20 protein-coding genes and 1 tRNA gene are annotated in these 23,196 nt (G+C 74.5%); 5 read left to right on the top strand and 16 right to left on the bottom strand.

Annotation, left to right across the window (positions count from 1 at the left end; all coding sequences use genetic code 11):
* The first annotated feature begins 67 nt into the window (after positions 1-67).
* Both DCS98_RS02905 and DCS98_RS02900 read left to right on the top strand, forming a co-directional pair.
* Positions 68-1,090 carry an SGNH/GDSL hydrolase family protein gene (locus tag DCS98_RS02905; RefSeq protein ID WP_116449798.1) on the top strand — a complete coding sequence of 341 codons (1,023 nt, stop codon included), beginning with the start codon at positions 68-70 and terminating at the stop codon, positions 1,088-1,090.
* Positions 1,091-1,180: 90 nt separating this feature from the next.
* Positions 1,181-2,401 (top strand): acetyl-CoA C-acetyltransferase, encoded by a 1,221-nt coding sequence (locus DCS98_RS02900; protein WP_116449797.1) that lies wholly within the window; start codon positions 1,181-1,183, stop codon positions 2,399-2,401.
* A 141-nt stretch (positions 2,402-2,542) separates the two neighbouring features.
* Here DCS98_RS02900 and DCS98_RS02895 read toward each other — a convergent pair whose 3' ends face one another.
* Complete coding sequence (locus tag DCS98_RS02895) at positions 2,543-3,358, bottom strand: Bax inhibitor-1/YccA family protein (protein WP_116450149.1); 816 nt, start codon at positions 3,356-3,358, stop codon at positions 2,543-2,545.
* Between the two features lie 140 nt (positions 3,359-3,498).
* A tRNA-Leu gene (locus DCS98_RS02890) sits at positions 3,499-3,572 on the bottom strand.
* A gap of 52 nt (positions 3,573-3,624) precedes the next feature.
* Between DCS98_RS02890 and DCS98_RS02885 the strand changes: the two genes are divergently transcribed.
* The gene (locus tag DCS98_RS02885) at positions 3,625-4,545 is read left to right on the top strand and encodes an alpha/beta hydrolase (protein ID WP_206340064.1); all 921 of its coding nucleotides are present in this window, start codon (positions 3,625-3,627) and stop codon (positions 4,543-4,545) included.
* Between the two features lie 265 nt (positions 4,546-4,810).
* Complete coding sequence (locus DCS98_RS02880) at positions 4,811-5,641, top strand: 2OG-Fe(II) oxygenase (RefSeq protein WP_116449795.1); 831 nt, start codon at positions 4,811-4,813, stop codon at positions 5,639-5,641.
* Positions 5,642-5,689: 48 nt separating this feature from the next.
* Here the strand turns inward: DCS98_RS02880 and DCS98_RS02875 are convergent, their stop codons facing one another.
* The 11 genes from DCS98_RS02875 to DCS98_RS02825 form a co-directional block, all read right to left on the bottom strand.
* Positions 5,690-7,093 carry an NAD(P)/FAD-dependent oxidoreductase gene (locus tag DCS98_RS02875; RefSeq protein WP_116449794.1) on the bottom strand — a complete coding sequence of 468 codons (1,404 nt, stop codon included), beginning with the start codon at positions 7,091-7,093 and terminating at the stop codon, positions 5,690-5,692.
* Positions 7,094-7,102: 9 nt separating this feature from the next.
* Positions 7,103-7,873, bottom strand: a complete 771-nt coding sequence (locus DCS98_RS02870) for a uracil-DNA glycosylase (protein WP_116449793.1) — start codon at positions 7,871-7,873, stop codon at positions 7,103-7,105.
* Positions 7,873-8,823 (bottom strand): Ppx/GppA phosphatase family protein, encoded by a 951-nt coding sequence (locus tag DCS98_RS02865; RefSeq protein ID WP_116449792.1) that lies wholly within the window; start codon positions 8,821-8,823, stop codon positions 7,873-7,875. Before DCS98_RS02865 ends, DCS98_RS02870 begins: the two co-directional genes overlap by 1 nt.
* A complete protein-coding gene (locus DCS98_RS02860; RefSeq protein WP_116449791.1) occupies positions 8,820-9,323 on the bottom strand; it encodes a DUF501 domain-containing protein in 504 nt (167 codons plus the stop codon). The genes DCS98_RS02865 and DCS98_RS02860 overlap by 4 nt, the downstream gene beginning before the upstream one ends.
* 43 nt (positions 9,324-9,366) lie before the next feature.
* The gene (locus DCS98_RS02855; protein ID WP_116449790.1) at positions 9,367-9,948 is read right to left on the bottom strand and encodes an FtsB family cell division protein; all 582 of its coding nucleotides are present in this window, start codon (positions 9,946-9,948) and stop codon (positions 9,367-9,369) included.
* Positions 9,949-9,958: 10 nt separating this feature from the next.
* Positions 9,959-11,239 carry a phosphopyruvate hydratase gene (gene eno / locus DCS98_RS02850; protein ID WP_116449789.1) on the bottom strand — a complete coding sequence of 427 codons (1,281 nt, stop codon included), beginning with the start codon at positions 11,237-11,239 and terminating at the stop codon, positions 9,959-9,961.
* Between the two features lie 58 nt (positions 11,240-11,297).
* Positions 11,298-12,221, bottom strand: coding sequence for a glycosyltransferase family 2 protein (locus tag DCS98_RS02845; RefSeq protein ID WP_116449788.1), 924 nt, complete (start codon positions 12,219-12,221; stop codon positions 11,298-11,300).
* Between the two features lie 52 nt (positions 12,222-12,273).
* The gene (locus DCS98_RS02840; protein ID WP_241037083.1) at positions 12,274-13,110 is read right to left on the bottom strand and encodes a nucleoside triphosphate pyrophosphohydrolase; all 837 of its coding nucleotides are present in this window, start codon (positions 13,108-13,110) and stop codon (positions 12,274-12,276) included.
* Between the two features lie 49 nt (positions 13,111-13,159).
* On the bottom strand, positions 13,160-14,158 hold the full coding sequence (locus DCS98_RS02835) for a SurA N-terminal domain-containing protein (protein WP_164704340.1): 999 nt from the start codon (positions 14,156-14,158) through the stop codon (positions 13,160-13,162).
* An 84-nt stretch (positions 14,159-14,242) separates the two neighbouring features.
* Positions 14,243-17,794, bottom strand: a complete 3,552-nt coding sequence (gene mfd, locus DCS98_RS02830; RefSeq protein WP_116449786.1) for a transcription-repair coupling factor — start codon at positions 17,792-17,794, stop codon at positions 14,243-14,245.
* A 116-nt stretch (positions 17,795-17,910) separates the two neighbouring features.
* Positions 17,911-18,948, bottom strand: coding sequence for a glycosyltransferase family 4 protein (locus DCS98_RS02825; protein ID WP_116449785.1), 1,038 nt, complete (start codon positions 18,946-18,948; stop codon positions 17,911-17,913).
* Positions 18,949-19,116: 168 nt separating this feature from the next.
* On the opposite strand from DCS98_RS02825, the gene DCS98_RS02820 reads away from it, so the two are divergent.
* Positions 19,117-20,232, top strand: coding sequence for a glycosyltransferase (locus DCS98_RS02820; RefSeq protein WP_116449784.1), 1,116 nt, complete (start codon positions 19,117-19,119; stop codon positions 20,230-20,232).
* Between the two features lie 12 nt (positions 20,233-20,244).
* On the opposite strand, the gene DCS98_RS02815 is transcribed toward DCS98_RS02820, so the two are convergent.
* The 3 genes from DCS98_RS02815 to DCS98_RS02805 form a co-directional block, all read right to left on the bottom strand.
* The gene (locus DCS98_RS02815; RefSeq protein WP_116449783.1) at positions 20,245-20,706 is read right to left on the bottom strand and encodes an FAD synthase family protein; all 462 of its coding nucleotides are present in this window, start codon (positions 20,704-20,706) and stop codon (positions 20,245-20,247) included.
* A 193-nt stretch (positions 20,707-20,899) separates the two neighbouring features.
* Positions 20,900-21,529, bottom strand: coding sequence for an arsenate reductase/protein-tyrosine-phosphatase family protein (locus tag DCS98_RS02810; RefSeq protein WP_206340063.1), 630 nt, complete (start codon positions 21,527-21,529; stop codon positions 20,900-20,902).
* 2 nt (positions 21,530-21,531) lie between these two features.
* Entirely contained in the window at positions 21,532-23,076 is a 1,545-nt protein-coding gene (locus tag DCS98_RS02805; RefSeq protein WP_116449781.1) for a tyrosine-protein kinase domain-containing protein, read from the bottom strand.
* Positions 23,077-23,196 lie beyond the last annotated feature (120 nt).

The raw sequence follows: 23,196 nt of genomic DNA, 5'->3' as shown, positions 1-23,196 counted from the left end.
GGCACCGTAGAGGGCCGATAACCTGGGTGAGAGGAACGGACGACGCGAGCACAGGAGCGGAGGGGCCGTGGCGCTGACGGGGACGACACGACGCCTCGCCGCTGCCACCGCGTACGGCGGCGGCAGCGTCGCCCTCGGCGGTGTCGCCCTGGCCGCACTGCTCCGCGAGGAGGCCCGTGCCGCCCGCCGCAACATCGAGGCCCGCACGAGCAAGGGCGACCCGCCCTCGGGGGACGGCGTCTACGGCAGGGGCCGCGGGAGGGCGCTCGTGTTCACCGTGCTGGGCGACTCCAGCGCCGTGGGCCTCGGTGTCCACCGGGCGGAGGAGACGCCCGGCGTCCTCATCGCCTCGGCGCTGGCCGAGCTCGCCGAGCGCCCGGTGCGGCTGGTCCGCCTCGCCAAGTCCGGCGCCCGCTCACCCGATCTCGACGAGCAGGTCGACCGGGCCCTCGCCGAGCACCCGACCGTCGCGCTGATCATGATCGGCGCCAACGACGTCACCAGCCGCACCCGGCCGACGGTCTCGGTGAAGCACCTCGGTGAGGCCGTCCGCCGGCTCACCGGGGCCGGGTGCGAGGTCGTCGTCGGCACCTGCCCCGACCTCGGCACCATCCGGCCGATCGCCCAGCCGCTGCGCACCTTCGCGCGGCGGTGGAGCCGGCAGATGGCCGCCGCCCAGACGGTGGCCGTGGTCGAGGCGGGCGGGCGCACCGTGTCGCTGGGCTCGGTGCTGGGGCCGGCGTTCGCGTCGGACCGCGCCATGTTCAGCGTCGACGAGTTCCACCCCAGCGCGCACGGCTACGCCCAGGCCGCCGCCGTGCTGCTGCCCTCGGTCGCGGACGCCGTGGGTGTCTGGCCGGCGTCGGCCGACCGGGGCGTGCGGCCCATCCGCCGCGGCACCGTGCGGCCGATCGAGAAGGCCGCGGTGCGCGCCGCCAGCCGCACCGGCACGGAGGTCCAGCCGGCCGAGGTGGGCGGTTCCGACACCGGACCGTGGGGCGCCTGGGCCCTCCTGCGACGTCGTCGTCCGCCCGACATGCCGACGCCGGAACAGGCGCAGGAGCCCGCGGAGGCCCCGGCCAGCGCGTGAGGTGAGGACCTCCGTTACCGCGGAGTAGTTTCGGGGGCGACCCGTCGCCGGCGCACCCCCGCGCGGCGCCCGCCTCATCGTGGAGGACCCATGCCCGAAGCCGTCATCGTCGCGACCGCCCGCTCCCCCATCGGTCGCGCCTTCAAGGGGTCCCTCAAGGACCTGCGGCCCGACGACCTGGCCGCGACCATCGTCCGGGCCGCGCTGGACAAGGTGCCCGCGCTCGACCCCCGCGACATCGACGACCTGATGCTCGGCTGCGGCCTCCCCGGCGGCGAGCAGGGCTACAACATGGGCCGCGTGGTCAGCGTGCTGCTCGGCATGGACCACCTGCCCGGGACGACGGTCACCCGCTACTGCTCCTCGTCGCTCCAGACCACCCGCATGGCGATGCACGCCATCAAGGCCGGCGAGGGCGACGTCTTCATCTCCGCCGGCGTCGAGATGGTGTCCCGCTTCGTGAAGGGCAACAGCGACGGCCTCCCGGACACCAAGAACCCGGTGTTCGCCGACGCCGAGGCGCGCGGGGCCAAGGTCGCCGAGAGCGGCGCCGACTCGTGGACCGACCCCCGCGAGAACGGCGAGATCCCCGACATCTACATCGCGATGGGCCAGACGGCCGAGAACCTCGCCCTGCTCAAGGACGTCTCGCGGCAGGAGATGGACGAGTTCGCCGTCCGCAGCCAGAACCTCGCGGAGAAGGCCATCGACGACGGCTTCTGGGAGCGGGAGATCACCCCGGTCACCACGCCCGACGGCACCGTGGTCAGCAAGGACGACGGCCCGCGCGCCGGGACCACGCTCGAGGCGCTCTCGCAGCTCAAGCCGGTGTTCCGCCCCGACGGCCGGGCGACGGCGGGCAACGCCTGCCCGCTCAACGACGGCGCCGCCGCTGTCGTCGTCATGAGCGACACCAAGGCCGCCGAGCTGGGGCTGACCCCGCTGGCGCGCATCGTGTCCACGGCGGTCACCGGCCTGTCGCCGGAGATCATGGGCTACGGCCCGGTCGACGCCTCGAAGCTGGCGCTGCAGCGCGCGGGCATGACCATCGACGACATCGACCTCGTCGAGATCAACGAGGCCTTCGCCGCGCAGGTCATCCCCAGCTACCGCGACCTGGGCATCGACATCGACAAGCTGAACGTGCACGGCGGCGCCATCGCCGTCGGCCACCCGTTCGGCATGACCGGCGCCCGCATCACCGGCACGCTGATCAACGGCCTGCAGACTCGGGACGAGACCTTCGGCCTGGAGACCATGTGCGTCGGTGGCGGCATGGGCATGGCGATGGTCATCGAGCGCCTGAGCTGATCCCGCCCGCACGGCGACGAGGCGTCGTCCCTCGGCCGGACATCCCGGAGGGGACAGTGCCCGGCTGAGGGACTCCGCCCACGCGAGAACGACCAAGGCCCGGCCCCCTCGCGGGGACCGGGCCTTCGGGGTGTGACGTGCTTACTCGCGGAAGTAGCTGAGCAGCCGCAGGATCTCCAGGTACAGCCAGACGACCGTGACGAGCAGGCCGAAGGCGATGTACCAGGCGAACTTCGCGGGGGCGCCGCGGCGGATCGCCTCGTCGGCCATGTCGAAGTCGAGCAGCAGCGAGAACGCCGCGACACCGATCACGACCAGGCTGAAGACGATGGCGAGCGTGCCACCGTCACGCAGACCCAGCCCGCCCGGGGTGAAGAACGAGGCGACGATGTTCGCCAGCATCAGCACGACGACGCCGACGAGGGCGCCGATCACCCAGCGGGTGAGCTTCGGGGTGACCCGGATGGCGCCGGTCTTGTAGACGACCAGCATGCCGGCGAAGACACCGAAGGTGCCGATCACCGCCTGGGTCACGATGCCCTCGAACTGCGGGATGCTGTTGAACGCCTCGCTGATCGCGCCGAGGAAGATGCCCTCCACCACGGCGTAGGCGAGCGTCGCGGCCGGGTTCGCGATCTGCTTGAACGCGATCACCAGGCCGAGCACCAGGCCCACGAAGACCGCCGGCAGTGCGAGCCCCCAGGCCGCCTGGCCCGGGAGGGCCCAGATGGCGGCCGCGGAGAGCACGGTGACGAGGAAGGTGATGCCGGTCTTGGTGACGACGTCGTCCATCGTCAGGTAGCGCGTGGTGGTCGCCGAGTACGGCGCCGGGGCGGCGTAGGGATCGTGCTGGGTCGGCGCGCCGTACTGCGGCTGGGGCTGGCCCCACCCGGCGTACTGCTGCTGGCCACCGGGGGCCGCGCCGAATCCCCGGAACGCCGGGTTGCTGCTGGGCATCGTCATCTCCCTGAGGTGACTGTTCGGACCGTGGAGCCCACGGTGGTGCACTCCACTCGGTCAGGTCAACGCCCGCAGCCCCTGCGTAGTTCCGGCGTGTCGCGATTCCCCCGTCCGGGCCACGGGCCCGTGGAGGGCGGTGCCCCCGGTCGGGATCGAACCGACACTCGGACCCTTTTAAGGGGCCTGCCTCTGCCGATTGGGCTACGGGGGCGCTCTGCGCACGCTAGCCGGGGCGCCCCGCCGCTGCCCGTACGGTGACCCCCGTGAGCCCCAGCCCCCAGGTCCCCGTCCGCGTCATGCGCGCCGGCGTGCGCGCCCTCGTGCGCCCGGTGCTCGGCCCGCGTCTCCCGGTCGGCCTCCAGCGGCGCTGGCTGGCAGCCGTCACCCGGCCGACCCCGCTGGCCGACGGCGTCGCCGTCGGCACCGGACGGCTGGGCCGGCGACCGGCCGAGGTCCTCACGCCCGCGTCCGGGGATCCGGGCTCGGCGGTGCTCTACCTGCACGGCGGCGGGTTCACCACCGGCTCCCCCGCCACGCACCGCGCCCTCGCCACGCACCTGGCCGCGGCCAGCGGCGCGACCGTGCACGTGCTCGACTACCGGCTCGCGCCCGAGCACCCCTTCCCGGCCGCGCTCGACGACGTCCTGGCCGCCTACCGCGAGCTGATGGACCGGGGCGCCACCCCTGGCCGCACGGCCGTCGCCGGCGACTCCGCCGGCGGCTGGCTGGCACTGGCCGCGGCCCTCCGCCTGCGCGACGGCGCGGGCCCCCTCCCGGCCGCCCTCGGCCTGATCTCCCCGTGGCTCGACCTGACCGGCAGCACCTGGCCCGACGACCGCGGCGACGCGATGCTCCGGCCGGCCTGGCTGCGCCGGTGCGCCCGCGAGTTCGGGGACGGCACGGACCCGGGTGCTGCCGAGCTCTCGCCGCTGGACGCCGACCTGTCCGGGCTGCCGCCGATCACGATGCACGTCGGCAGCGAGGAGATCCTCCTCGAGGACGCCGTCCGGCTCGCGCACCTGGCGCGGGCAGCCGGGGTGCCGGTCGACCTCCGCCGGCTCGACGGCCTCTGGCACGTGGCGCACGCGTCGGCCGGCCTGGTCACCGCCTCGACCGCCGCGGTCAACGCCCTGGGTGCCGCCCTCGGCGCCCGGCTGGCCGGCGACTCCTCGCTCACCGGCTGAACCACCGGGCCGGCTCCGGTGCACGGGCAGCCCCGGGCCCTCCCGGCGCCGCGGTCCCCCGGAACCGCGCCTTCCGCTCGCGGACGATCACGTCTCCCCACGTTCTCGGCGACGGCCGCAGCCACGATCGAGGGTATTGCGATTCCCGCCACCACTCGTCCAAACTGCCGCCCTACGGGGGCCTGAGTACGCATTCACGGCGGATGGCGGCTTCGCGGAAAGCACCGCGTCATCGGAATCAGTTGATCCATCCAGGAAACGGGGCATGGCCGTGGCACTCATTCTCGATCGCCAGCGAACGCTCGCACTCGCCGAGGAGAACGCGAAGGCATACGCCGAGGCCGAGCCATTCCCGCACATCGCCATCGACGACTTCCTGCCCCCGGAGATCATCAAGGAGTTGCAGGCCGAGTTCCCGAAGCCGGAGGACGTGGCCTGGGGCGAGTTCGACAACACGCGTGAGGTGAAGCTGTCGCTCAGGGACGAAGGCCTCATGCCCGACATCCAGCTGCGCGTCCTCCGCGAGCTGAACGGGCAGATCTTCCTCGACTTCCTCGAGAAGCTGACCGGGATCGAGGGCCTGGTGCCCGACCAGGCCCTCTACGGTGGCGGGCTGCACCAGATCCGGCCGGGTGGACTCCTCAAGGTCCACGCGGACTTCAACCTGCATCCCAGGACGAAGCTGCAGCGACGGCTCAATGCGCTGCTGTACCTGAACGAGGACTGGGACGAGTCGTACGGCGGCCAGCTGGAACTGTGGGACGTCACGATGTCGCGGCCCGTGAAGAAGATCCTGCCGATCGCCAACCGGCTCGTCGTGTTCTCGACGACCAGTGAGAGCTTCCACGGGCACCCTGATCCGTTGACGTGCCCTCCGGATCGCACTCGGCGTTCCATGGCGTGGTACTACTACAGCCTCCCGGAGGGGCGCATCGCGCGGCACACGACGCTGTTCCAGTCACGCCCCGGCGAATCCCTCTACACGGACGAGGAACTGCGCCGCGCCAAGAAGGACCGATTCAGCGCCAAGGCCCGCTCGATGGTCGCGCCGATCAAGAACGCGGTCCGCGGGCTCCGCAGCAAGGCGGGCGGCTGACGCGAACGCGCGGACAGCGTCCGCCGGCGTAGCGGCGCCTCCGTCCGATCAGGCGGAGCGCGTCCGGGACGACGGCTCGGCGCTGTCGGGCCGGGGCGGCGGCAGCTGCCCGTCCCGGCCGGTGTTCGCCGCGGAGACGAACTCCCGGCGCGGGTCCTGCAGCTGCCCGAGGGAGACGACCTCCCGACGGAACAGCGAGGCCAGCGTCCAGTCGGCGACCACCCGTGCCTTGCGGTTGAAGGTCGGCACCCGGCTCACGTGGTAGGCCCGGTGCATGAACCAGGCCGGCCAGCCCGTCAGCTTCACTCCGTAGACCTGCGCCACGCCCTTGTGCAGCCCGAGGCTGGCGACCGAGCCGACGTACTCGTGCCGGTAGGGCACCGGCTCCCGGCCGGCGAGCACGGCGACGATGTTGTCGGCCAGCTGCTTGGCCTGCCGGACGGCGTGCTGGGCGTTGGGCGCGGTGGTGGCACCCGGGTCCTTGGTCAGGTCCGGGACCGCGGCGAGGTCACCGGCCGCCCAGGCCCCGGGCATCCCCCGCACCTGCAGGGTGGGCTCGCACTCCACCCGGCCGCGGCCGTCCACCGGCAGATCGGTGTCGACGAGCACCGGGTTCGGCTTCGTCCCCGCCGTCCACACCAGGGTGTCGCTCGGGAACTCCTCGCCGTCGCTGAGCCGGACGACGCAGTCGTGGGACACCGACTCCAGCCGGGTGTTCAGGCGCACGTCCATGCCCCGGGCCGTCAGCTGGCGCACCGTCCACGCGGCCATGTCCAGGTCGACCTCGGGCAGGATGCGGCCCATCGCCTCGACCAGCACCCAGCGCATGTCGGACGGCGACAGCCGCGGGTAGTAGTGCTCGATGGCGTACCGCGCCATGTCCTCGAGCTCCGCGAACGCCTCGACGCCGGCGTAGCCGCCGCCGACGAAGGTGAAGGTCAGCGCCCGCTGCCGGACAGCGGGGTCGTCGGTGGAGCTGGCCGCGTCCAGCCGCGCGAGCACGTGGTTGCGCAGGTAGATGGCCTCGCCGACGTTCTTGAAGCCGACGCCGTGCTCTGCCAGCCCCGGGATCGGCAGCGTGCGCGCCACGGAGCCGGCGGCCATCACGAGCACGTCGTAGGAGACCTCGAACGGCGTCCCCTCGACCGGCGCCACCCGGGCCTTCCGGTCGGCGTGGGTGAGGCCGACGACGGCCCCGGTGATGACCCGGCAGTGCCGCAGGGTGCGCCGGAGCGGGACGACGACGTGCCGCGGCTCGACCGATCCGGCGGCGGCCTCCGGCAGGAACGGCTGGTAGGTCATGTGCGGCTGCGGGTCGACGACCACGATCTCGGCGCGGCCCCGGGACAGCTTCTTCTGCAGCCGCAGAGCCGTGTAGAGGCCGACGTAGCCGCCGCCGACGACGAGGATCACCGGCCGGTGGGTCAGCTCGCGCGCGATCGCCTCAGCCATGGAGGGAGCCTAGGCCCCCCGGAGCCCGGCCACCTCGGTCGCGCGGTCCAGGACGGCGTCCAGCATGGGTTCGGTCAGCCGGCCGGTGAACGTGTTCTGCTGGCTGACGTGGTAGCTGCCCAGCAGGGTGAGCGGTCCCCTCGGTCCGTCCAGGTCGACCTCCACGCCGTGCCCGAACGCCGGCCGGGGCCGCGGGATCCGGTAGCCCGCCGCGGCGAGCACCGGCCACAGCGCCGTCCAGCCGAAGCCGCCGAGGACGACGACGACGCGCAGCTCCGGCAGCAGCGACAGCTCGCGGGCCAGCCACGGGTTGCAGGTGTCGCGCTCCTGCGGGGTGGGCGCGTTGTCCGGCGGGGCGCAGCGCACGGCCGCGGCCACGCGGACGCCGGTCAGCTCCAGCCCGTCCCCGACGTGCGTGGAGGTCGGCTGGTTGGCCAGCCCCGCCCGCCAGAGCGCGGCGAAGATCCAGTCACCGCTGCGGTCGCCGGTGAACACCCGCCCGGTGCGGTTCCCGCCGTGCGCGGCCGGCGCCAGCCCGACGACGGCGATCCGCGCGTCGGCCGGCCCGAGGCCCGGAACCGGCCGGCCCCAGTAGTCCCAGTCGCGGAAGGAGGCGCGCTTGACCCGCGCCACCTCCTCCCGCCAGACCACCAGGCGCGGGCAGGCGTAGCAGCCGGACACCCGCTGGTCGAGGACCTCGAGGGTGCGGGCGCCGGCCGCCGACCGCACCACGCCCCCCGGGCTGCGCGTGGCGGGGAAACCACCGGCGTCCAGAGCCATCAGGGACGGGCGAGGCGCAGGGCGATGCCGTCGAGGATGTCGTGCTCGCTGACCACGACCTCCCCGAGCCCGAACTCGTCCATGAGCACGCGCAGGATCAGGCCGCCCGCGCCGATGACGTCGACCCGGCCCGGGTGCATGACCGGCATGGCCGCCCGCCGCTCGCGGGTCGCGGCCAGCAGGTGCGCCGTCACCGCCCGCACGTCGGCGACCGGTATGCGCGAGCCGTGGATCGCCGTGTCGTCGTAGGCAGGGAGCTCCAGAGCCAGCGCGGCCACCGTCGTCACGGAGCCGGCCAGGCCGACCAGGCTCGCGGCGTCGCCGACCGGGACCTCGGCCCGCACGTCCGCGAGCGCCGTCCGGATGTCCGCCTCGGTGGCCGCGACCTCGTCGGCGGACGGGGGGTCGCCGTGCAGCCGCCGCTCGGTCAGCCGGACGCAGCCGATGTCGACCGACCGCGCCGCCCGCACGCCGTCGGCGTCGCCGAGGACGAACTCCGTCGAACCGCCGCCGATGTCCACGACCAGGAAGGGGGCCGACGGCGGCGGGTTGCCGTGGGCGCGCGCGGCGGCTGCGAGCGAGGCGGTGGCGCCGAGGAACGACAGCTCGGCCTCCTCGCGCCCGGTGATCACGTCCGGCCGCTGCCCGAGGGTGGCCACGACCATGTCCTCGAAGTCCTGGCGGTTGGCCGCGTCGCGGGTGGCGCTCGTGGCGGCCATCCGGATTGCGGTGGCCCCGAGCTCGCGGGCCTGGTCGGCGTACTCGGCGAGCACCGTCCGGGTCCGCTCGATCGCTTCCGGCGCCAGGCGGCCGGTGGCGTCGACGCCCTGGCCGAGGCGCACCACCTCCATGCGCCGCAGCAGGTCGGTGTGCCCGCCCTCGGCCGGCACGTCGGCGACCAGGAGACGGATCGAGTTGGTACCGCAGTCGATCGAGGCGACCCGGGTCACGGGGCGTCCTCGGTGCGCTGGGCGCACGGCCCGGCGGCCCACCACTCGCCCATCTCCTCGACCGCTCGGTCGCCGATCGGGTTCACCCCCGGCCCGGCCGCCAGCGCGTGGCCGGCGAGCGCGTGCAGGCACTTCACGCGGTCGGGCATGCCCCCGGCGGTCATCCGGGTGGGCAGCACGTCCCGGGCGTCGCGGGTGGCGAGGTAGGCCTCGTGCGCCCGCTGGTAGCCGGCCGCCAGCTCCGGGTCGGTGGCGAGCTCCTCCTGCCACTCCCGCATGCGGCCGGCGGACTCCAGCCGGCTGGCCGCGGCGGTCGCCCGGGGGCAGGTGAGGTAGTACAGGGTCGGGAACGGCGTCCCGTCCTCCAGCCGCGGGGACGTCTCGACGACGTCGGGCTGGCCGCACGGGCAGCGGTGCGCCACCGCGACGAGGGCGCGCGGCGGCCGGCCGAGCTGGCGGGCCACGATCTCGCGATCGGCGTCGCTGACGGGGGTGTCCACCCCAGAAGTCTGCGACAGCGCCTCGCCGGGCCCGGCGGAGGGGTCAGCCGTCGGCGTCGGCCAGCGACCGCATCAGGCCCTCGTACCAGGGCAGCTCCTCGTCGGGCGCGGTCGACCTGAGCGTGCCGGCGTCGCCCTCGACCGCCTCGCCGTCCACCACGACGACCAGCCGGTCGCCGGGCAGCACGTAGGTGAGCCGCTCGCGCGCCTGCCGTTCGGCGTAGGCGGGATCGGCCTGCCGCTCCAGCTGCTCGCGCAGGTCGGCCGCCCGGGCGTCGAGCTCCTCGCCCTCGGCGGCCAGCTGCTCGAGCTCGGCCTGCCCGGCCAGGTACTGCCGGATCGGGCCGGCCAGCGTCAGGGCGAGCAGCAGCACCAGGGCGCCGAGGAGCACCGCCCGGCCGGTGACCAGCGGCCGGCGCCGGGGCGCCGTCCCCGCCGTGGGGCGGACCGCCCGGCGGGCGGACCGCCGCTGCCCCGGCCGGCTGGTCGCGCTGCTGCGCAGGCCGGACGGGACCGGCCGGGTGGAGTGCACCCGCGGCGCCCGGCCGGTGGCTCGGGCACCGCGGCCGGCGGCCCGGGCGCCGTCACCGGCCGGCCCGTTCCGCCTGCCCCGGACGCTGCTCATCGGGAGTCGCTCAGCCTGCCGACAGGCGCGGGAAGGCGGCGGCGCCGGCGTAGCGGGCGGCGTCGTCGAGCTCCTCCTCGATGCGCAGCAGCTGGTTGTACTTGGCGACGCGCTCGCTGCGGGCGGGGGCACCGGTCTTGATCTGACCGCAGTCGGTCGCGACGGCGAGGTCGGCGATCGTGGTGTCCTCGGTCTCGCCCGAGCGGTGGCTCATCATGCAGCGGTAGCCGCTGCGGTGGGCCAGGTTGACCGCGTCCAGGGTCTCGGTCAGCGTGCCGATCTGGTTGACCTTCACCAGCAGCGCGTTGGCCGCGCCCTTCGCGATGCCGTCGGCCAGGCGCGAGGGGTTGGTGACGAAGAGGTCGTCGCCGACGAGCTGGACCCGGTCGCCGAGCGCGTCGGTGAGCGACACCCAGCCCTCCCAGTCCTCCTCGTCCAGCGGGTCCTCGATGGAGACGATCGGGTAGGAGTCGACGAGCCCGGTGTAGTACTCGGCCATCTCGGCCGAGGACAGCTTCTTGCCCTCGAAGGCATAGGCACCGTCGGAGTGGAACTCGGTGGCGGCGACGTCGAGCGCGAAGACGATGTCGCTGCCGACGGAGTAGCCGGCCTGCTCGACGGCGCGGGCGATCAGGTCGAGGGCCGCCCGGTTGCTGGAGAGGTTCGGTGCGAAGCCGCCCTCGTCGCCCAGGCCGGTGGCCAGGCCGTCCTTCTTCAGGACCGACTTGAGCGCGTGGTAGGTCTCGGTGCCCATGGCCAGCGCCTCGGCGAACGTCGCCGCGCCGATCGGGGCGATCATGAACTCCTGCACGTCGACGTTGCTGTCGGCGTGGGCGCCGCCGTTGAGGATGTTCATCATCGGCACCGGCAGCAGGTGTGCCGAGGGGCCGCCGACGTAGCGGAACAGCGGCAGGCCGGCGGAGTCCGCGGCCGCGCGGGCCACGGCGAGGCTGACGCCGAGGAGGGCGTTGGCACCCAGGCGCGACTTGTCCGGCGTGCCGTCCAGGTCGAGCAGCCGCTGGTCGATCAGACGCTGCTCGCTGGCCTCGTAGCCGACCAGCTCGGGGCCGATGACGTCGAGGACGCCGTCGACGGCCTTGGTGACGCCCTTGCCGCCGTAGCGGTCACCGCCGTCGCGCAGCTCCACGGCCTCGAAGGCTCCCGTGGAGGCGCCGCTGGGCACGGCGGCCCGGGCGATCGTCCCGTCGTCGAGGGCGACCTCGACCTCGACGGTGGGGTTTCCGCGCGAGTCCAGGATCTCCCGCGCGCCTACGGCATCGATGCTCGGCACGGGGGCAGCCTAACCAGCCCGGTGCGGCGGTTCGGCGAGCCTCGCCCCGGGGAACCGTTCAGCCGGCCTGCGACGACCCGCCGGGCAGCAGCGCGCGCACCCCGCGCAGGGACACGACGAGCCCGATCCCCTCGACGGTGCCGCGCAGCGCCGACCACAGCGGGAGGACCGGACGACGGGCCAGCGCCCGCCGCCCACCGCGCTGCACGACGCGGGAGGCGTACCGGGGCGAGCGCCGGACCCAGCGGCGCAGCTGGTGGTCGGGCACGTGCAGGGCCGCGTACAGCAGCCGGTTGCGGCAGTTGTACCGGCAGTAGAGGCCCGACTTGCCCTCGCCCTCCTGGGTCCCGCCGACCTGGTGGACGGCGCGCAGGTCGCGGCGGACGACGACCCGCCCGCCCGCCGCGCGCACGCGGGCGCTCAGGTCGATGTCCTCCCAGTACATGAAGTACCTGTCGTCGAACCCGCCGACCCGGTCCCACAGCGCGAGGGAGAAGGCCAGGCACGCGCCGGTGACCCAGGGGTGCGCGGCCGTCGCCACGTCGACGTCCCGGGTGCGCGTGACGCCGTCGGCGACGTCGAGCTCGCCGCCCGCGAACCAGACCCCGCCGGCGGCGTCCTCGACCAGGGGGCAGACCAGGGCGTCGCCGTCCTCGCGCGCCGCGCGCACGAGCGCCTCGAGCACGGCGCCGTCGATCGTGGCGTCGGGGTTGAGGAGCACGACCTGCTCGGCGCCGTCCTCGCGGGCGCGGGCGACGCCGGCGTTGACGGCGGCGCCGAAGCCGGGGTTGCCGGGCAGCCCCACGAAGGCCCAGCCGTGGGCGTCGGCCAGGGCGGCGACGGCGGTCCGCTCCCCGGCCGAGGACAGGCTGTCCACGACGACGAGGGCGGTGCCGGGCACGCCCGAGAGCCGAGGGAGGTTCTCGGCGAGCAGCCGGGAGCTGCCGTAGTTCACCACCACGACGGCAGCCCTCGTCCCCACCCGTCCAGTCTGGCGGACGCCGGGCCGGGGGCCGACCGGGGTGCGGACCGGCTCACCCGTTGCGGTGGGGTCCCTCCGATCGGGCCAGCGCCTCCGCGTCGAGCTCGCCTGCGTACCGGCGCACCGCCTCGCGCAGCGCGTCCTCCGCGTCCCAGCCCCGCTGCTCGGCGGCCGTGACGACGGCGAGCAGCCGCTCCCCCAGCTCCTCGGGGCTGTCGACCGTCAACTCCGCGGGTTCGGGTGTGCCCAGGCCGGCACGCGCTGCGCGGCGGACGAGCGCCGCGCCCCACGCGGCCGCCGGCTGGGAGCGCGAGACGCCCTCGGTGGGCGAGCGCCGCTGCTTCTCGGCCTTCTTGATCTCGTCCCACCCGGCCTCGACCTGGGCCACGTCCCGCGGCCCCGCGTCGCCGAAGACGTGCGGATGCCGGCGGACCAGCTTGTCGACCAGGTCGCCCGCGACGTCGTCGATGTCGAACCGCCGGCCGGCCGAGGCCTCCGCGGCGACGCGGGCGTGGAAGACCACCTGCAGGAGGACGTCGCCGAGCTCCTCGCGCATCGCGACCGGGTCGTCGTCGACGATCGCGTCGTAGGCCTCGTGCGCCTCCTCCAGCAGGTAGCCCCGCAGGGAGGAGTGCGTCTGCTCGGCGTCCCAGGGGCAGCCGCCCGGGGAACGCAGCCGGTCCATCACGCGGACGACGTCGAGCAGGCGCTCACCGGGCCGCGCCGGACCGTCCCCGGCCCCCGGGCCGGTGCCGCCGGCGAGCCAGGAGTCGACCAGGGCCACCGCGAACCGCAGGCCCAGCCCGGTCTCCTGGCGCAGGAGCGCGACGCCGCGCACCCGGTCCTCCCGGGCGACCTCGAGCACGCGGTCGCGGACGGCGGCCGACACGCTGACCGTCTCCGGCCTCGGCGGATGGCTCCAGGGCACCGCGTCGTCCCTACTCGGCGGGTGCGGTGGCCTGGTCGTCGTCGCCGAGGACGTCGACGACGCCGTCCTCGACCGGGACCAGCCGGCCGTCCTCGTCACGGAGCTGGTAGCGGGGGTTCACGGTCACGCCGAGATCCTCGCGCACCTCCTGGATCCGCTCGTTCGCCGCCGCCTCGACCCCCTGGGAGGCGTCGCTCTCCAGCTGGGGGCGGACCTCCTCGAACGCCGGGTAGACCACGTCCCCCACGAAGGTGACGACGACGCCGCCCGCCTCGGGCACCGGCGTCGCGAAGGCGGTGTTCGGCGCGGCCGTCCGGATGCCGTCGGCGAGCACCGCCGGCAGCTCGTCGGCCGACCGCGACTCCAGCGCGGGGAGCGTCGCGGCTCCGGCGAACTGGGCGGCGAGCGGTCCGTAGGCCGCCGGGTCGGCGTTCAGCTGGGCGACGGCGAGGTCGGCGGTCGCCTGGTCGGGCACCGTGACGTAGCCGAAGGAGACCTCGGCGAGGTCCTCCCGGACCTCGGCGTAGCGGGCGCGCAGCGCCTCGTCGCTGAGCGCGTCGGCCTCCCCCTCGGCCTCGGCGATGCCGACGCGCACGAGCTGCTGGCGGACGTTCTCGACGATGTCCTCGCGCCCGATGCCCTGCTCCGCGAGCTGGCCGAAGACGGTGTCGGGGTCGTCGTCGCCGAGCAGCTGGTCGATCCGCGCCCGCACGTCGGCGTCGGTGACCTCGACGCCGTAGCGCTCGGCGGCGACGGCGTAGACCTCCTCCTGCACCAGCAGCTCGAGCACCCGCTGGGTGAACGCGTCGCCCTGGGCCTCGGCGTACGCGGCGACGGCCGGCTCGGCCAGCCGCTCCTGCACGGCGTCCTCCAGCTCGGCCACGGAGATGTGGGTGTCACCCACGTAGGCGGCGACGGTGGGCGAGGTACGGCAGCCCGACAGCCCGGTCACCGCGACGGCCAGGAGGAACCCGGACACGACGACCCGGGGAACTCGACGCTTCAGCACGACCGCAGGTTGCCACACCGGGTGTGATGCCCGCCGCACCCCGCCCCGACCTCGGCCACAGTGGCCACGACGGCCCCTGCGGCGTCAGGCGGCGACGGGCTGGGCGAGGACCGCGGTCAGCGTCGCGTGCAGGTTCTCCAGCAGGGCCACGTCGCGCAGCGGCGTCCGGCGGTCGGGGCCGACCGGCACCTTGAGCGAGATCGTCCGCACGGCCGCCTTGTACGACGCACCGTCGGCCAGCCGCGCCAGCCGCATCTGCTTGGACTCGGGCAGGTCGACCGGGCTGATCCGGATCGCCCGACCCTGCAGCGACACCTCGGTGATGCCCAGGGCGCGCATCGCCGTCCGGAAGCGGGCGACGGCGAGCAGGTTGAGCACCGGCGCCGGCGGGGCGCCGTAGCGGTCGGTGAGCTCGTCGAGGACCGCCTGCGCCTGGTCGTCGTCCTGGATGGAGGCGACCTTGCGGTAGGCCTCCATGCGCAGCCGCTCCCCCGGCACGTAGTCGTGCGGCAGGTGGGCGTCGACCGGCAGGTCGACCCGGACCTCGACCGGCTCGACCGGTGCGGACTCTCCGGTGACCTGGGACCGGTAGTCGGCCACCGCCTCGCCGACCAGCCGGACGTAGAGGTCGAACCCCACACCCGCGATGTGGCCGGACTGCTCGCCGCCGAGCAGGTTGCCCGAGCCGCGGATCTCGAGGTCCTTCATCGCGACGGCCATGCCGGCGCCGAGGTCGGTGTTGTGCGCGATCGTGGTCAGCCGGTCGACCGACGTCTCGGTCAGCGGGCGGGTCGGGTCGTAGGTGAAGTAGGCGTACGCGCGCTCGCGCCCGCGGCCCACGCGGCCGCGGATCTGGTGGAGCTGGGAGAGGCCGAAGGTGTCGGCCCGGTCGACGATCAGGGTGTTGGCGTTCGGGATGTCCAGGCCGGACTCGACGATGGTCGTCGCGACCAGGACGTCGTACTCCTTCTCCCAGAAGCCGACCATGATCCGCTCGAGCTCGTGCTCCTTCATCTGGCCGTGGCCGACCGCCACCCGCGCCTCGGGCACCAGGTTGCGGATCTTCGCCGCCGCCTTGTCGATGGACTGCACGCGGTTGTGGATCACGAAGACCTGGCCGTCGCGAAGCAGCTCGCGCCGGATCGCCGCCGCCATCTGCTTGTCGTCCCACGCACCGACGTAGGTCAGCACCGGGTGCCGCTCCTCCGGGGGCGTGAGGATCGTCGACATCTCGCGGATGCCGGTCAGGCTCATCTCCAGCGTGCGCGGGATCGGCGTGGCCGACATCGAGAGGACGTCGACCGCCGTCCGCATCGTCTTCAGGTACTCCTTGTGCTCGACGCCGAAGCGCTGCTCCTCGTCGACGATCACCAGGCCGAGGTCCTTGAACCGGGTGGTCGGCTGCAGGAGGCGGTGGGTGCCGACGAGCACGTCGATCTCGCCGGCGGCCAGCTTGCGGATGATCTCGTCGCTCTCGGCCTTGGACTGGAACCGGGAGAGGACGGCGACGGTCACCGGGAACTGGGCGAAGCGCTCGGCGAAGGTCTTGTAGTGCTGGTTGGCCAGCAGCGTCGTCGGCACCAGGACGGCGACCTGCTTGCCGTCCTGCACCGCCTTGAAGGCCGCGCGCACCGCGATCTCGGTCTTCCCGTAGCCGACGTCGCCGCAGATGATCCGGTCCATCGGGATCGGCTGCATCATGTCGGCCTTGACCTCGTCGATGGCGCCGAGCTGGTCGGGCGTCTCCTGGAACGGGAAGGCGTCCTCGAGCTCGCGCTGCCAGACGGTGTCCGGCCCGAACGCGTGCCCCTTCGTGGCCATGCGCGCGGAGTACAGGCGGATCAGCTCGGCGGCGATCTGCTTGACCGCCTTGCGGGCCTGGTTCTTCGTCTTCTGCCAGTCGGCGCCGCCGAGCTTGGACAGCGCGGGGGCCTCGCCCCCGACGTAGCGGGTCAGCTGGTCGAGGGAGTCCGTCGGCACGAACAACCGGTCCGGCGGCTGGTTCCGGCGCGACGGCGCGTACTCGACGATCAGGTAGTCGCGCTGCCCGCCGTTGACGGTGCGGCTGATCATCTCGATGTAGCGGCCGATGCCGTGCTGCTCGTGGACGACGAGGTCGCCGGGCTGGAGCTGCGCGAGGTCGACCGCGTTGCGCCGCCGGGCGGGCATCTTCGCCGCGTCGCGCATCGAGGTGCCGCGCTGGCCGGTCAGGTCGTGCTCGGTCAGCAGGGCCAGCCCGACCGCCGGGAAGGCGAAGCCCGACTCCAGGTTGCCCTGCGTGACGTGGGCCAGCCCGCCGTCGGGCGCGGCCGCGACGTCGGGCACGAGCCGCACGCCGAGGTCGGCCTCGGTGAACTGGTCGGCGGCGCGCTGCGCCGGTCCCGGCCCGGCGAACGTGACGACGACCCGCCAGTCGTCCCGCGTCCAGCTGCGCACCTGCTCGACGGCCTTCGGCACGTCGCCGGAGAAGCGGTCGACGATCGTGGCGTCGAGCGTGACCTGCTCGTCGTCGTCCTCCGCCTGGAGGGTGAAGGCGCCGGTGGTCCACCACGGGAGACCGCGGATCCGCGCCGCGGTCTCCACCTCGGCGAGGTCGCGGAAGGACGACGCACCCAGGTCGATGGGCGCCTGCCCGGCCTCCGCCGCGGTCGACCAGGACGCGGCGAGGAACTCCTCGGCGGTGCGGACCAGGTCCGCCGCCCGTGTGCGCACCCGCTCGGGGTCGCACACCAGCACGTGCGTGCCCTTCGGCACCAGGTCGCCCAGCAGCTGCATCTCGCCGGCGACCAGCGCGGGGATGAGCGACTCCATCCCCTCGACCGCGATGCCCTCGGCGAGCTTGTCGAGGATCTCGGCCAGCTCGGGGTGCTCGAGGGCCAGCGCGGCGGCACGCTCCCGGACCTCGGGCGACAGCAGGAGCTCCCGGCAGGGCGGCGCCCACAGCCGCTCGGGCCGTTCGTCGAGCGAGCGCTGGTCGGCGGCGGAGAAGTACCGCAGCTCGTCGACCTCGTCACCCCAGAACTCCACGCGCACCGGGTGCGGCTCGGTCGGCGGGAAGACGTCGAGCAGGCCACCGCGGACGGCGAACTCGCCGCGCTTCTCGACCAGCTCGACGCGGGTGTACGCGGCGTCGGACAGCGCGCGGGCGACGTCGTCGAGATCGGCGGAGTCGCCCGGCTTCAGCTCGACCGGCACCAGGTCGCCCAGGCCCGGCGCGAGCGGCTGGAGCACGCTGCGCACCGGCGCGACCAGCACGTCGATCGCGCCGTTCTCGCCGGGGTGGGTCAGGTCGCGGAGCACCGCGAGGCGGCGCCCCACCGTGTCGGCCCGGGGGCTGAGCCGCTCGTGGGGCAGCGTCTCCCAGGCGGGGAACGTCTCGATCCGCCGGCCGGGCACGAAGCAGCGCAGCAGGTCGGCGGTCTGGTCGGCGTCCCGCTCGCCCGCGGTGACGACCAGGACCGGGACGCCGGCCCCCGGCTCCTGCGTCCCCCGCCCACCCGAGGCGAGCGCCGCGGCCACGAGCGGCTGCACGGGCGGGGGTGCGGTCACCGCCAGCGACGCCCGGCCGGCCGACGCGACGACGCGCGCCATGCCGGGGTCGGTGAGGACGACGTCGAGCACGCCGCGCAAGGTCACGAGCAGTCCACTCCCGGGGATCCACGGCCAGGGTGCACCGCCGGACGCGGTGGTGGCCGGACTCCCAGGTTAGTCCGCCGCACCGACAGCGACCCGGCCCGCGAGGGGCCCCCGGCTCAGGCGACGATCTCGGCCAGCCGACGGCACATCGACGCGGTGGTGTGGCCCCGCTCGACGTGCTCGCGGCCCCGCCGTCCCATGGCCGCCGCGCGGTCGCGGTCGGCGAGCAGCTCGAGGATCCGCGCCGCCATCGCCGCGGGGTCCTGCGGCGGCACCAGGAAACCGGTCCCGCCGTCGGGGAAGTAGTCGTCCATCCCGGGCGTCGAGCAGGCCACCACGGGGCGGCCGACCGACATGGCCTCCAGCCCCACGGTCATCCCCGACGCGTGCAGGTTCGGCCGGGTGGCCAGCGCCACGACGCTCGCGGACGCGTACAGGTCGACGGCTTGCGCGTGCGGGACGAACTCGACGGTGCGCACCCCCCGGGGCGCGGGCAGGGTCGACGTCGTCCCGACGACGCACTCGACGTCGGGGCGCTCGCGCAGGACCAGGTCCAGGGCGGCGAACAGCGTCGCCGGGTCGCGGTCGCGGTCCCCGCCGAGGCTGACCACCTTCGGCCGCTCCGGGTACTCGGGCGCGAAGCGGTAGAAGCGCTCGTCGACGCCGAACTGGAGGAAGCTGACCGGCGGGCCGCCGGGCCCCAGCCACGCGCGCACGGCGTCGACCTGCGGGCGGCTGAGGCACCACACCCCGTCCAGCCCGCGCAGGAGGTCGCGCTGGGCCCGCAGCGCCGCCGGGCCCTCGGTGGCCAGCCGGTCGGTGGCCCAGATGACGCCGCTGAACAGGCGCCGGCCCGGGGCCCCGAGCACGAGCCGCTCCACGGTGCCCTCGTCCCAGCAGAGGGCGACGTCCGCCCTGGCCGGTGACCGCCGCGCGCCGCGGACGCCCGCCCTCGCGAGGAGCCGCTGCACGCGGGTCGGTGGGGGCAGCTCGACGTCGGTGACCTGGCGCCCGTCGGCGGCGAGGCGGTCCAGGCCGTAGGGCCAGGCGTTGGGGACGGGGCTCTCCGCGTTCCGTTCCCGCCAGCGGGCCACGCCGCGCCCGGCCGGGAACGCGACGGCGACCGTCGGCCCGTCCCTCCGGGGATCCACCACGCCGCACCACCGCTCCTCGCCGGGACCCCGCGCCGGACCGGCACGGGCGGTGCATTGTCACCCGGGCCGGGGCGCCGGGACGACGGTTCGTGGGCATCCCCTCCACACTCGGGGTGAGACACCGGCCGGTGCCGCTGCCGGACGGCCGGCAGGCCCTAGATTCGACCGGTGACCGCCACCAGCGACGGCGCCCCGAGCCGGGCACGCGTCTACGGCTCGGTGCGCTCCGCGCACCTCGAGCGGTTCCGCACGATGACGCCGGCGCTGGTGATCCACCGCGACCGCCGGTACGACTTCGACCCGGCCCTGGCCGCGGGCGGGCCGTCCCCGCTGCGCCAGCTGGGCCGCGCCGCCACGGTCCTGCACCTGCTGCGCACGCCGTACGACGCCGTCGAGCTCAACGAGCCGCTGATGGTGTCGCGCTGGGGCTCGGTGGCCGCCCAGGTCGCCGCCGTCCGCCTGCGGGGTGCGCTGACCCGCCGACCGGCCGCCGTCGGGGCGTACTGCATCGACCTCACCGACCCGGTCGACCGGCTGGCGCTCTCCCGGCACGTGCCGCGGCCACTGGGCCGGTGGTGGTCCCGGCGCGTCCTGCGGTTCCTCGTCGGGCGCATGGACCGGCTGGCGTTCGGCACGGAGGGCTCCCGGCAGCTGCTCGAGCGCTACGTCGACCCGGCGGTCGTGGCCACCCGCGCGCGGGTGTTCCCGGCCGTGCCCCAGCCGTGCGACTGCCCGGCCGGGGGCGTCCGGGACGCAGCCACGGTGCTGTTCGTCGGCGCCTTCAAGGAGCGGAAGGGCATCCGCCAGCTGATGGAGGCGTGGGACGCCCTCCCCGCCGACGCCGGTCTGCGACTCCGGCTGATCGGCACGGGAGAGCTGCTGCCCGACGTGCGCACGTGGGCCGCGGCCCACCCGGAGGTGTCGCTCGTCGTCGACCCCCCGCGGGCCGAGGTCCACGCGTCCCTGCGCGCGGCGCACGTGCTGGTGCTGCTCTCCCAGCGCAGCGGCTGGTGGCGGGAGCAGGTGGGCCTGCCGATCCTGGAGGGCCTGTCGCACGGGTGCGAGGTGGTCACGACGGACGAGACCGGCATCGCCGACTGGCTGCACCGGCACGGCCACCGCGTGGTGCCGGTGTCCGCGGACGCCCCCGAGATCGCCGCCGCCCTCCGGTCCGCGGCCGCAGCGGGCCGCACCGCCGAGGAGGTCACGGCCGACCTGCCGCGCACCGACACCCGGGCCGACGCCGACCGCTGGCTGCTCGGGACGGCGGACGCCGCCTCCTGATCGGCTCCCGGGTCAGGAGGTGAGCGCGCGGGCCACGCGGCCGACGGGCTCGGGTGCCTCGATGGCCAGCAGCGCCTTGCGGAGGATCGTGCTGGACGTGTGCATCGTGTACGGGAAGTAGCTCACCTGGACGCCGACCGAGGCGAAGTCGCGCTCGAGCTTCTCGCCCTTGGGGGTCCCGCGCCAGTCGTCGCCCTTGAAGATCACGTCGAAGCCGACCTCGCGCCAGGTGGCGAGCTTGTCCGGCACCGTCTCGGCGTGGACCCGGTCGACGCAGCGGATGCTGCGGACGATCTCCATGCGCTCGGCGAGCGGGATGACCGGCGCCCGGCCCTTCGTCTGGACGAGGACCTCGTCGGCGACGACGCCGGCCACCAGGACGTCGCACTGCTCGGCGGCCCGGCGGAGGAGGTTGAGGTGACCGATGTGGAAGAGGTCGTACGCCCCAGGCGCGTACCCCACGATCTGGCTCATCTCGGTCCCCCCGGTTGCTGCCACGACTGACAACGAGACGCTATCCGCAACGGTCACGCACGGTCAGGGGTTTGGGCTCCATCTCACTCGATGGGGAGGGAAAGCCCACGCGAACCGCTACCTCGCGCCAAAGTGCGGTGACGCAGCGTGATCGGATGTCGGACCGGTCACGCCGCCGTTCCGGGCGGGTTGCTCAGGCCGACCAGGCGTCGGCGAAGGAGGGCACCACGCGGTCGCCCTCGAGCGCGGTGACCACGTCGGCGACCGAGGCGCGGATCTCCTCCAGCGCCCGGGAGTAGTCCTGCCGGCTGCCGCCGAAGGGGTCCTCGATGTCGTCGTGGTCGCCGGCCGCGCGCACGCTGCGGAAGCGCGGGGCCACGGCCGCGAGGGCGGCCAGCCGCTCGCCCTTCGTCCCCTGCCCGATGTCGGTGCCGTGCTCGCTCGCCAGACCCACCAGAGCGGCGAACTCCCGCAGCGTGAACGTGGAGCGGACGGCGGCCGGCACCGCGCCGACGATCGCCGAGCGCTGGTCGCGGGTCATGGTCAGCACGAGGTCGGCGTCGCGGACGATCGCCGGCCCGACCTGGCGGGCGGCGAAGCCCTCCGGCTCCCGGCCCAGGACGGCGACCATGCCGGGGTCGACCGGCTCGCCGACCCGGGCGCGCAGCCCGGCGCTGCTGACGACGACGTCGGGGGACGGCACGAGCGCGCTCCGGAGCTCCACCTCGGCGGCCGGCGAGCGGCAGATGTTGGCCGTGCACACGACGAGCACGGAGAACCGGCCGGTGGCCGGCACCCCGGTCAGGGATTCGCGAGCGTTCACTGTCATCCGTCCTTTCCGTGGGGCGCCGAGGACGGGCCCGAGGGCCCCTCCCCCGCGCCGGTCGCGGTGGGCACCCGTCCGGGTTCCACCGCCGCCGGCTGCCCGTTCCCGGGCGCCGCCGGCGCCGCGCCGGTGAGGTGGGCGCGGCCGGCGACGAACTCCTCGGCCGCGGGCGCCCACTCGACGTCGCCGCCGTAGGGCTCGTAGCTGTACGAGGGGTCACGCCGCCTGACCTGGTTGAGCACCACGCCGAGGACGCGCGCCTTGACCTGCTCGAGGCTGCGCAGGCTCTCGGCCAGCTGGTGCCGGCGGACCTTGGTGACGTTGGCGACCACGATCGCGCCGTCGACGGCCCGCGAGAGGATGACGGCGTCCGCCACGGGCAGCAGCGGGGGCGCGTCGAGGACGACGAAGTCGAAGCGCTGCCGCAGCTCCGCCAGCACCTGGCGCATCGCCGGCGAGTTCAGCAGCTCGCCGGAGTTCGGCGGCACCCGGCCCGAGGCGAGCACGTGCAGGCCCGACGTCCCCCACTCCTGCAGGACGTCGTCGATCGTCGCCCGTCCGATCAGGACGGTGCTCAGCCCGGCCGCACCCTCGATGCCCAGCAGCTGGGCGGTGGCGGGGCGGCGCAGGTCGGCGTCGACGAGCACGACGCGCGCGTTGCTCTCCGCCAGGGCGGCGGCCAGGTTCGCCGCGACCGTGGACTTGCCCTCCGCCGGCACCGACGAGGTGACCATCACCGTGCGCAGGTCGCGGCCGTTGGCCGAGTTCGCGCCGGGGACGCCGAGGAACTGGAGGTTGGTGGCCAGCTGCCGGAAGAAGTCGGCCTGCGGGCTGTGCGGCTCGGACTCGATGACCACCGGCTGGGAGGCGCGGCTGCGGGTGCCGATGCTGCCGATGACCGGCAGGTCGGTGACCTCCGAGACCACCGAGGCGTCGCGGACGCGGTTGTCCAGCGCCTCGCGCGTCCAGGCCAGCGCCAGGCCCACGAGCAGGCCGATGCCGAGCCCGACCGCGACGTTGAGCGGCGGCTTCGGCGCGGCCGGCCCACCCGGCACCTCCGCGGGGGCGACGGTGGTCGCCTCCACGGTCGGGCGCCCGTTGTCGTTGCGCGGCGCCAGGTTCTCGACGGTCGTCGAGAGGGTGTCGACGACCGCGTTGGCGATCCGCGCGCTGCCCTCGGCCGACCGGTCGGTCACGGTCACCTCGACGAGCACCGTGTCCAGCGGCGCGGACGCCTCGATCCGGGAGGCGAGCGCGTTCACCCCGGTGTCGAGGCCCAGCTCGTCGATCACCGGCTCGAGGACGGCGGGGGTGGTTGCCAGGCGCGCGAACGAGGCGACCTGGTTCTGCGTGTAGGTCGACCCCTGCACGAGGTCGGAGGCGGAGTCGCCGTACTGCAGGGAGAAGAAGACGCTCGCCGACGCCCGGTAGGTCTTGGGGACGTACAGGGAGTAGCAGAGGCCGGCCACGACGCCCAGCAGGGCCATGACCGCCACCCAGCGCCAGCGCCGGCGCACGACCTCGAGCGGTGCTCGGGACCTCATCGCTCCCCCATCCACGTCAGCCGCCCACGGCGACTCCGACCGACCCTGCGACGGCGGGCCTCGCAGCCCGACCGGGTGACACCGCCGCTGCCTCGGAACGGTCGTACCAGGTCACAGTGT

The sequence above is a fragment of the Blastococcus litoris genome (genome assembly GCF_003075095.1).
In the GTDB taxonomy this organism is placed as follows: Bacteria; Actinomycetota; Actinomycetes; order Mycobacteriales; family Geodermatophilaceae; genus Blastococcus_B; species Blastococcus_B litoris.
The sequence above is the reverse complement of the archived record's forward strand: the minus strand, read 5'-3'. Positions and strand labels throughout refer to the sequence as shown.

Coding starts and splice junctions, on each gene's coding strand:
- DCS98_RS02805 (WP_116449781.1), bottom strand. CDS start 23,076: ATGAGGTCCCGAGCACCGCTCGAGGTCGTGCGCCGGCGCTGGCGCTGG.
- DCS98_RS02880 (WP_116449795.1), top strand. CDS start 4,811: ATGGCCGTGGCACTCATTCTCGATCGCCAGCGAACGCTCGCACTCGCC.
- DCS98_RS02895 (WP_116450149.1), bottom strand. CDS start 3,358: ATGCCCAGCAGCAACCCGGCGTTCCGGGGATTCGGCGCGGCCCCCGGT.
- DCS98_RS02870 (WP_116449793.1), bottom strand. CDS start 7,873: ATGGCTCTGGACGCCGGTGGTTTCCCCGCCACGCGCAGCCCGGGGGGC.
- DCS98_RS02855 (WP_116449790.1), bottom strand. CDS start 9,948: ATGAGCAGCGTCCGGGGCAGGCGGAACGGGCCGGCCGGTGACGGCGCC.
- DCS98_RS02815 (WP_116449783.1), bottom strand. CDS start 20,706: ATGAGCCAGATCGTGGGGTACGCGCCTGGGGCGTACGACCTCTTCCAC.
- DCS98_RS02900 (WP_116449797.1), top strand. CDS start 1,181: ATGCCCGAAGCCGTCATCGTCGCGACCGCCCGCTCCCCCATCGGTCGC.
- DCS98_RS02875 (WP_116449794.1), bottom strand. CDS start 7,093: ATGGCTGAGGCGATCGCGCGCGAGCTGACCCACCGGCCGGTGATCCTC.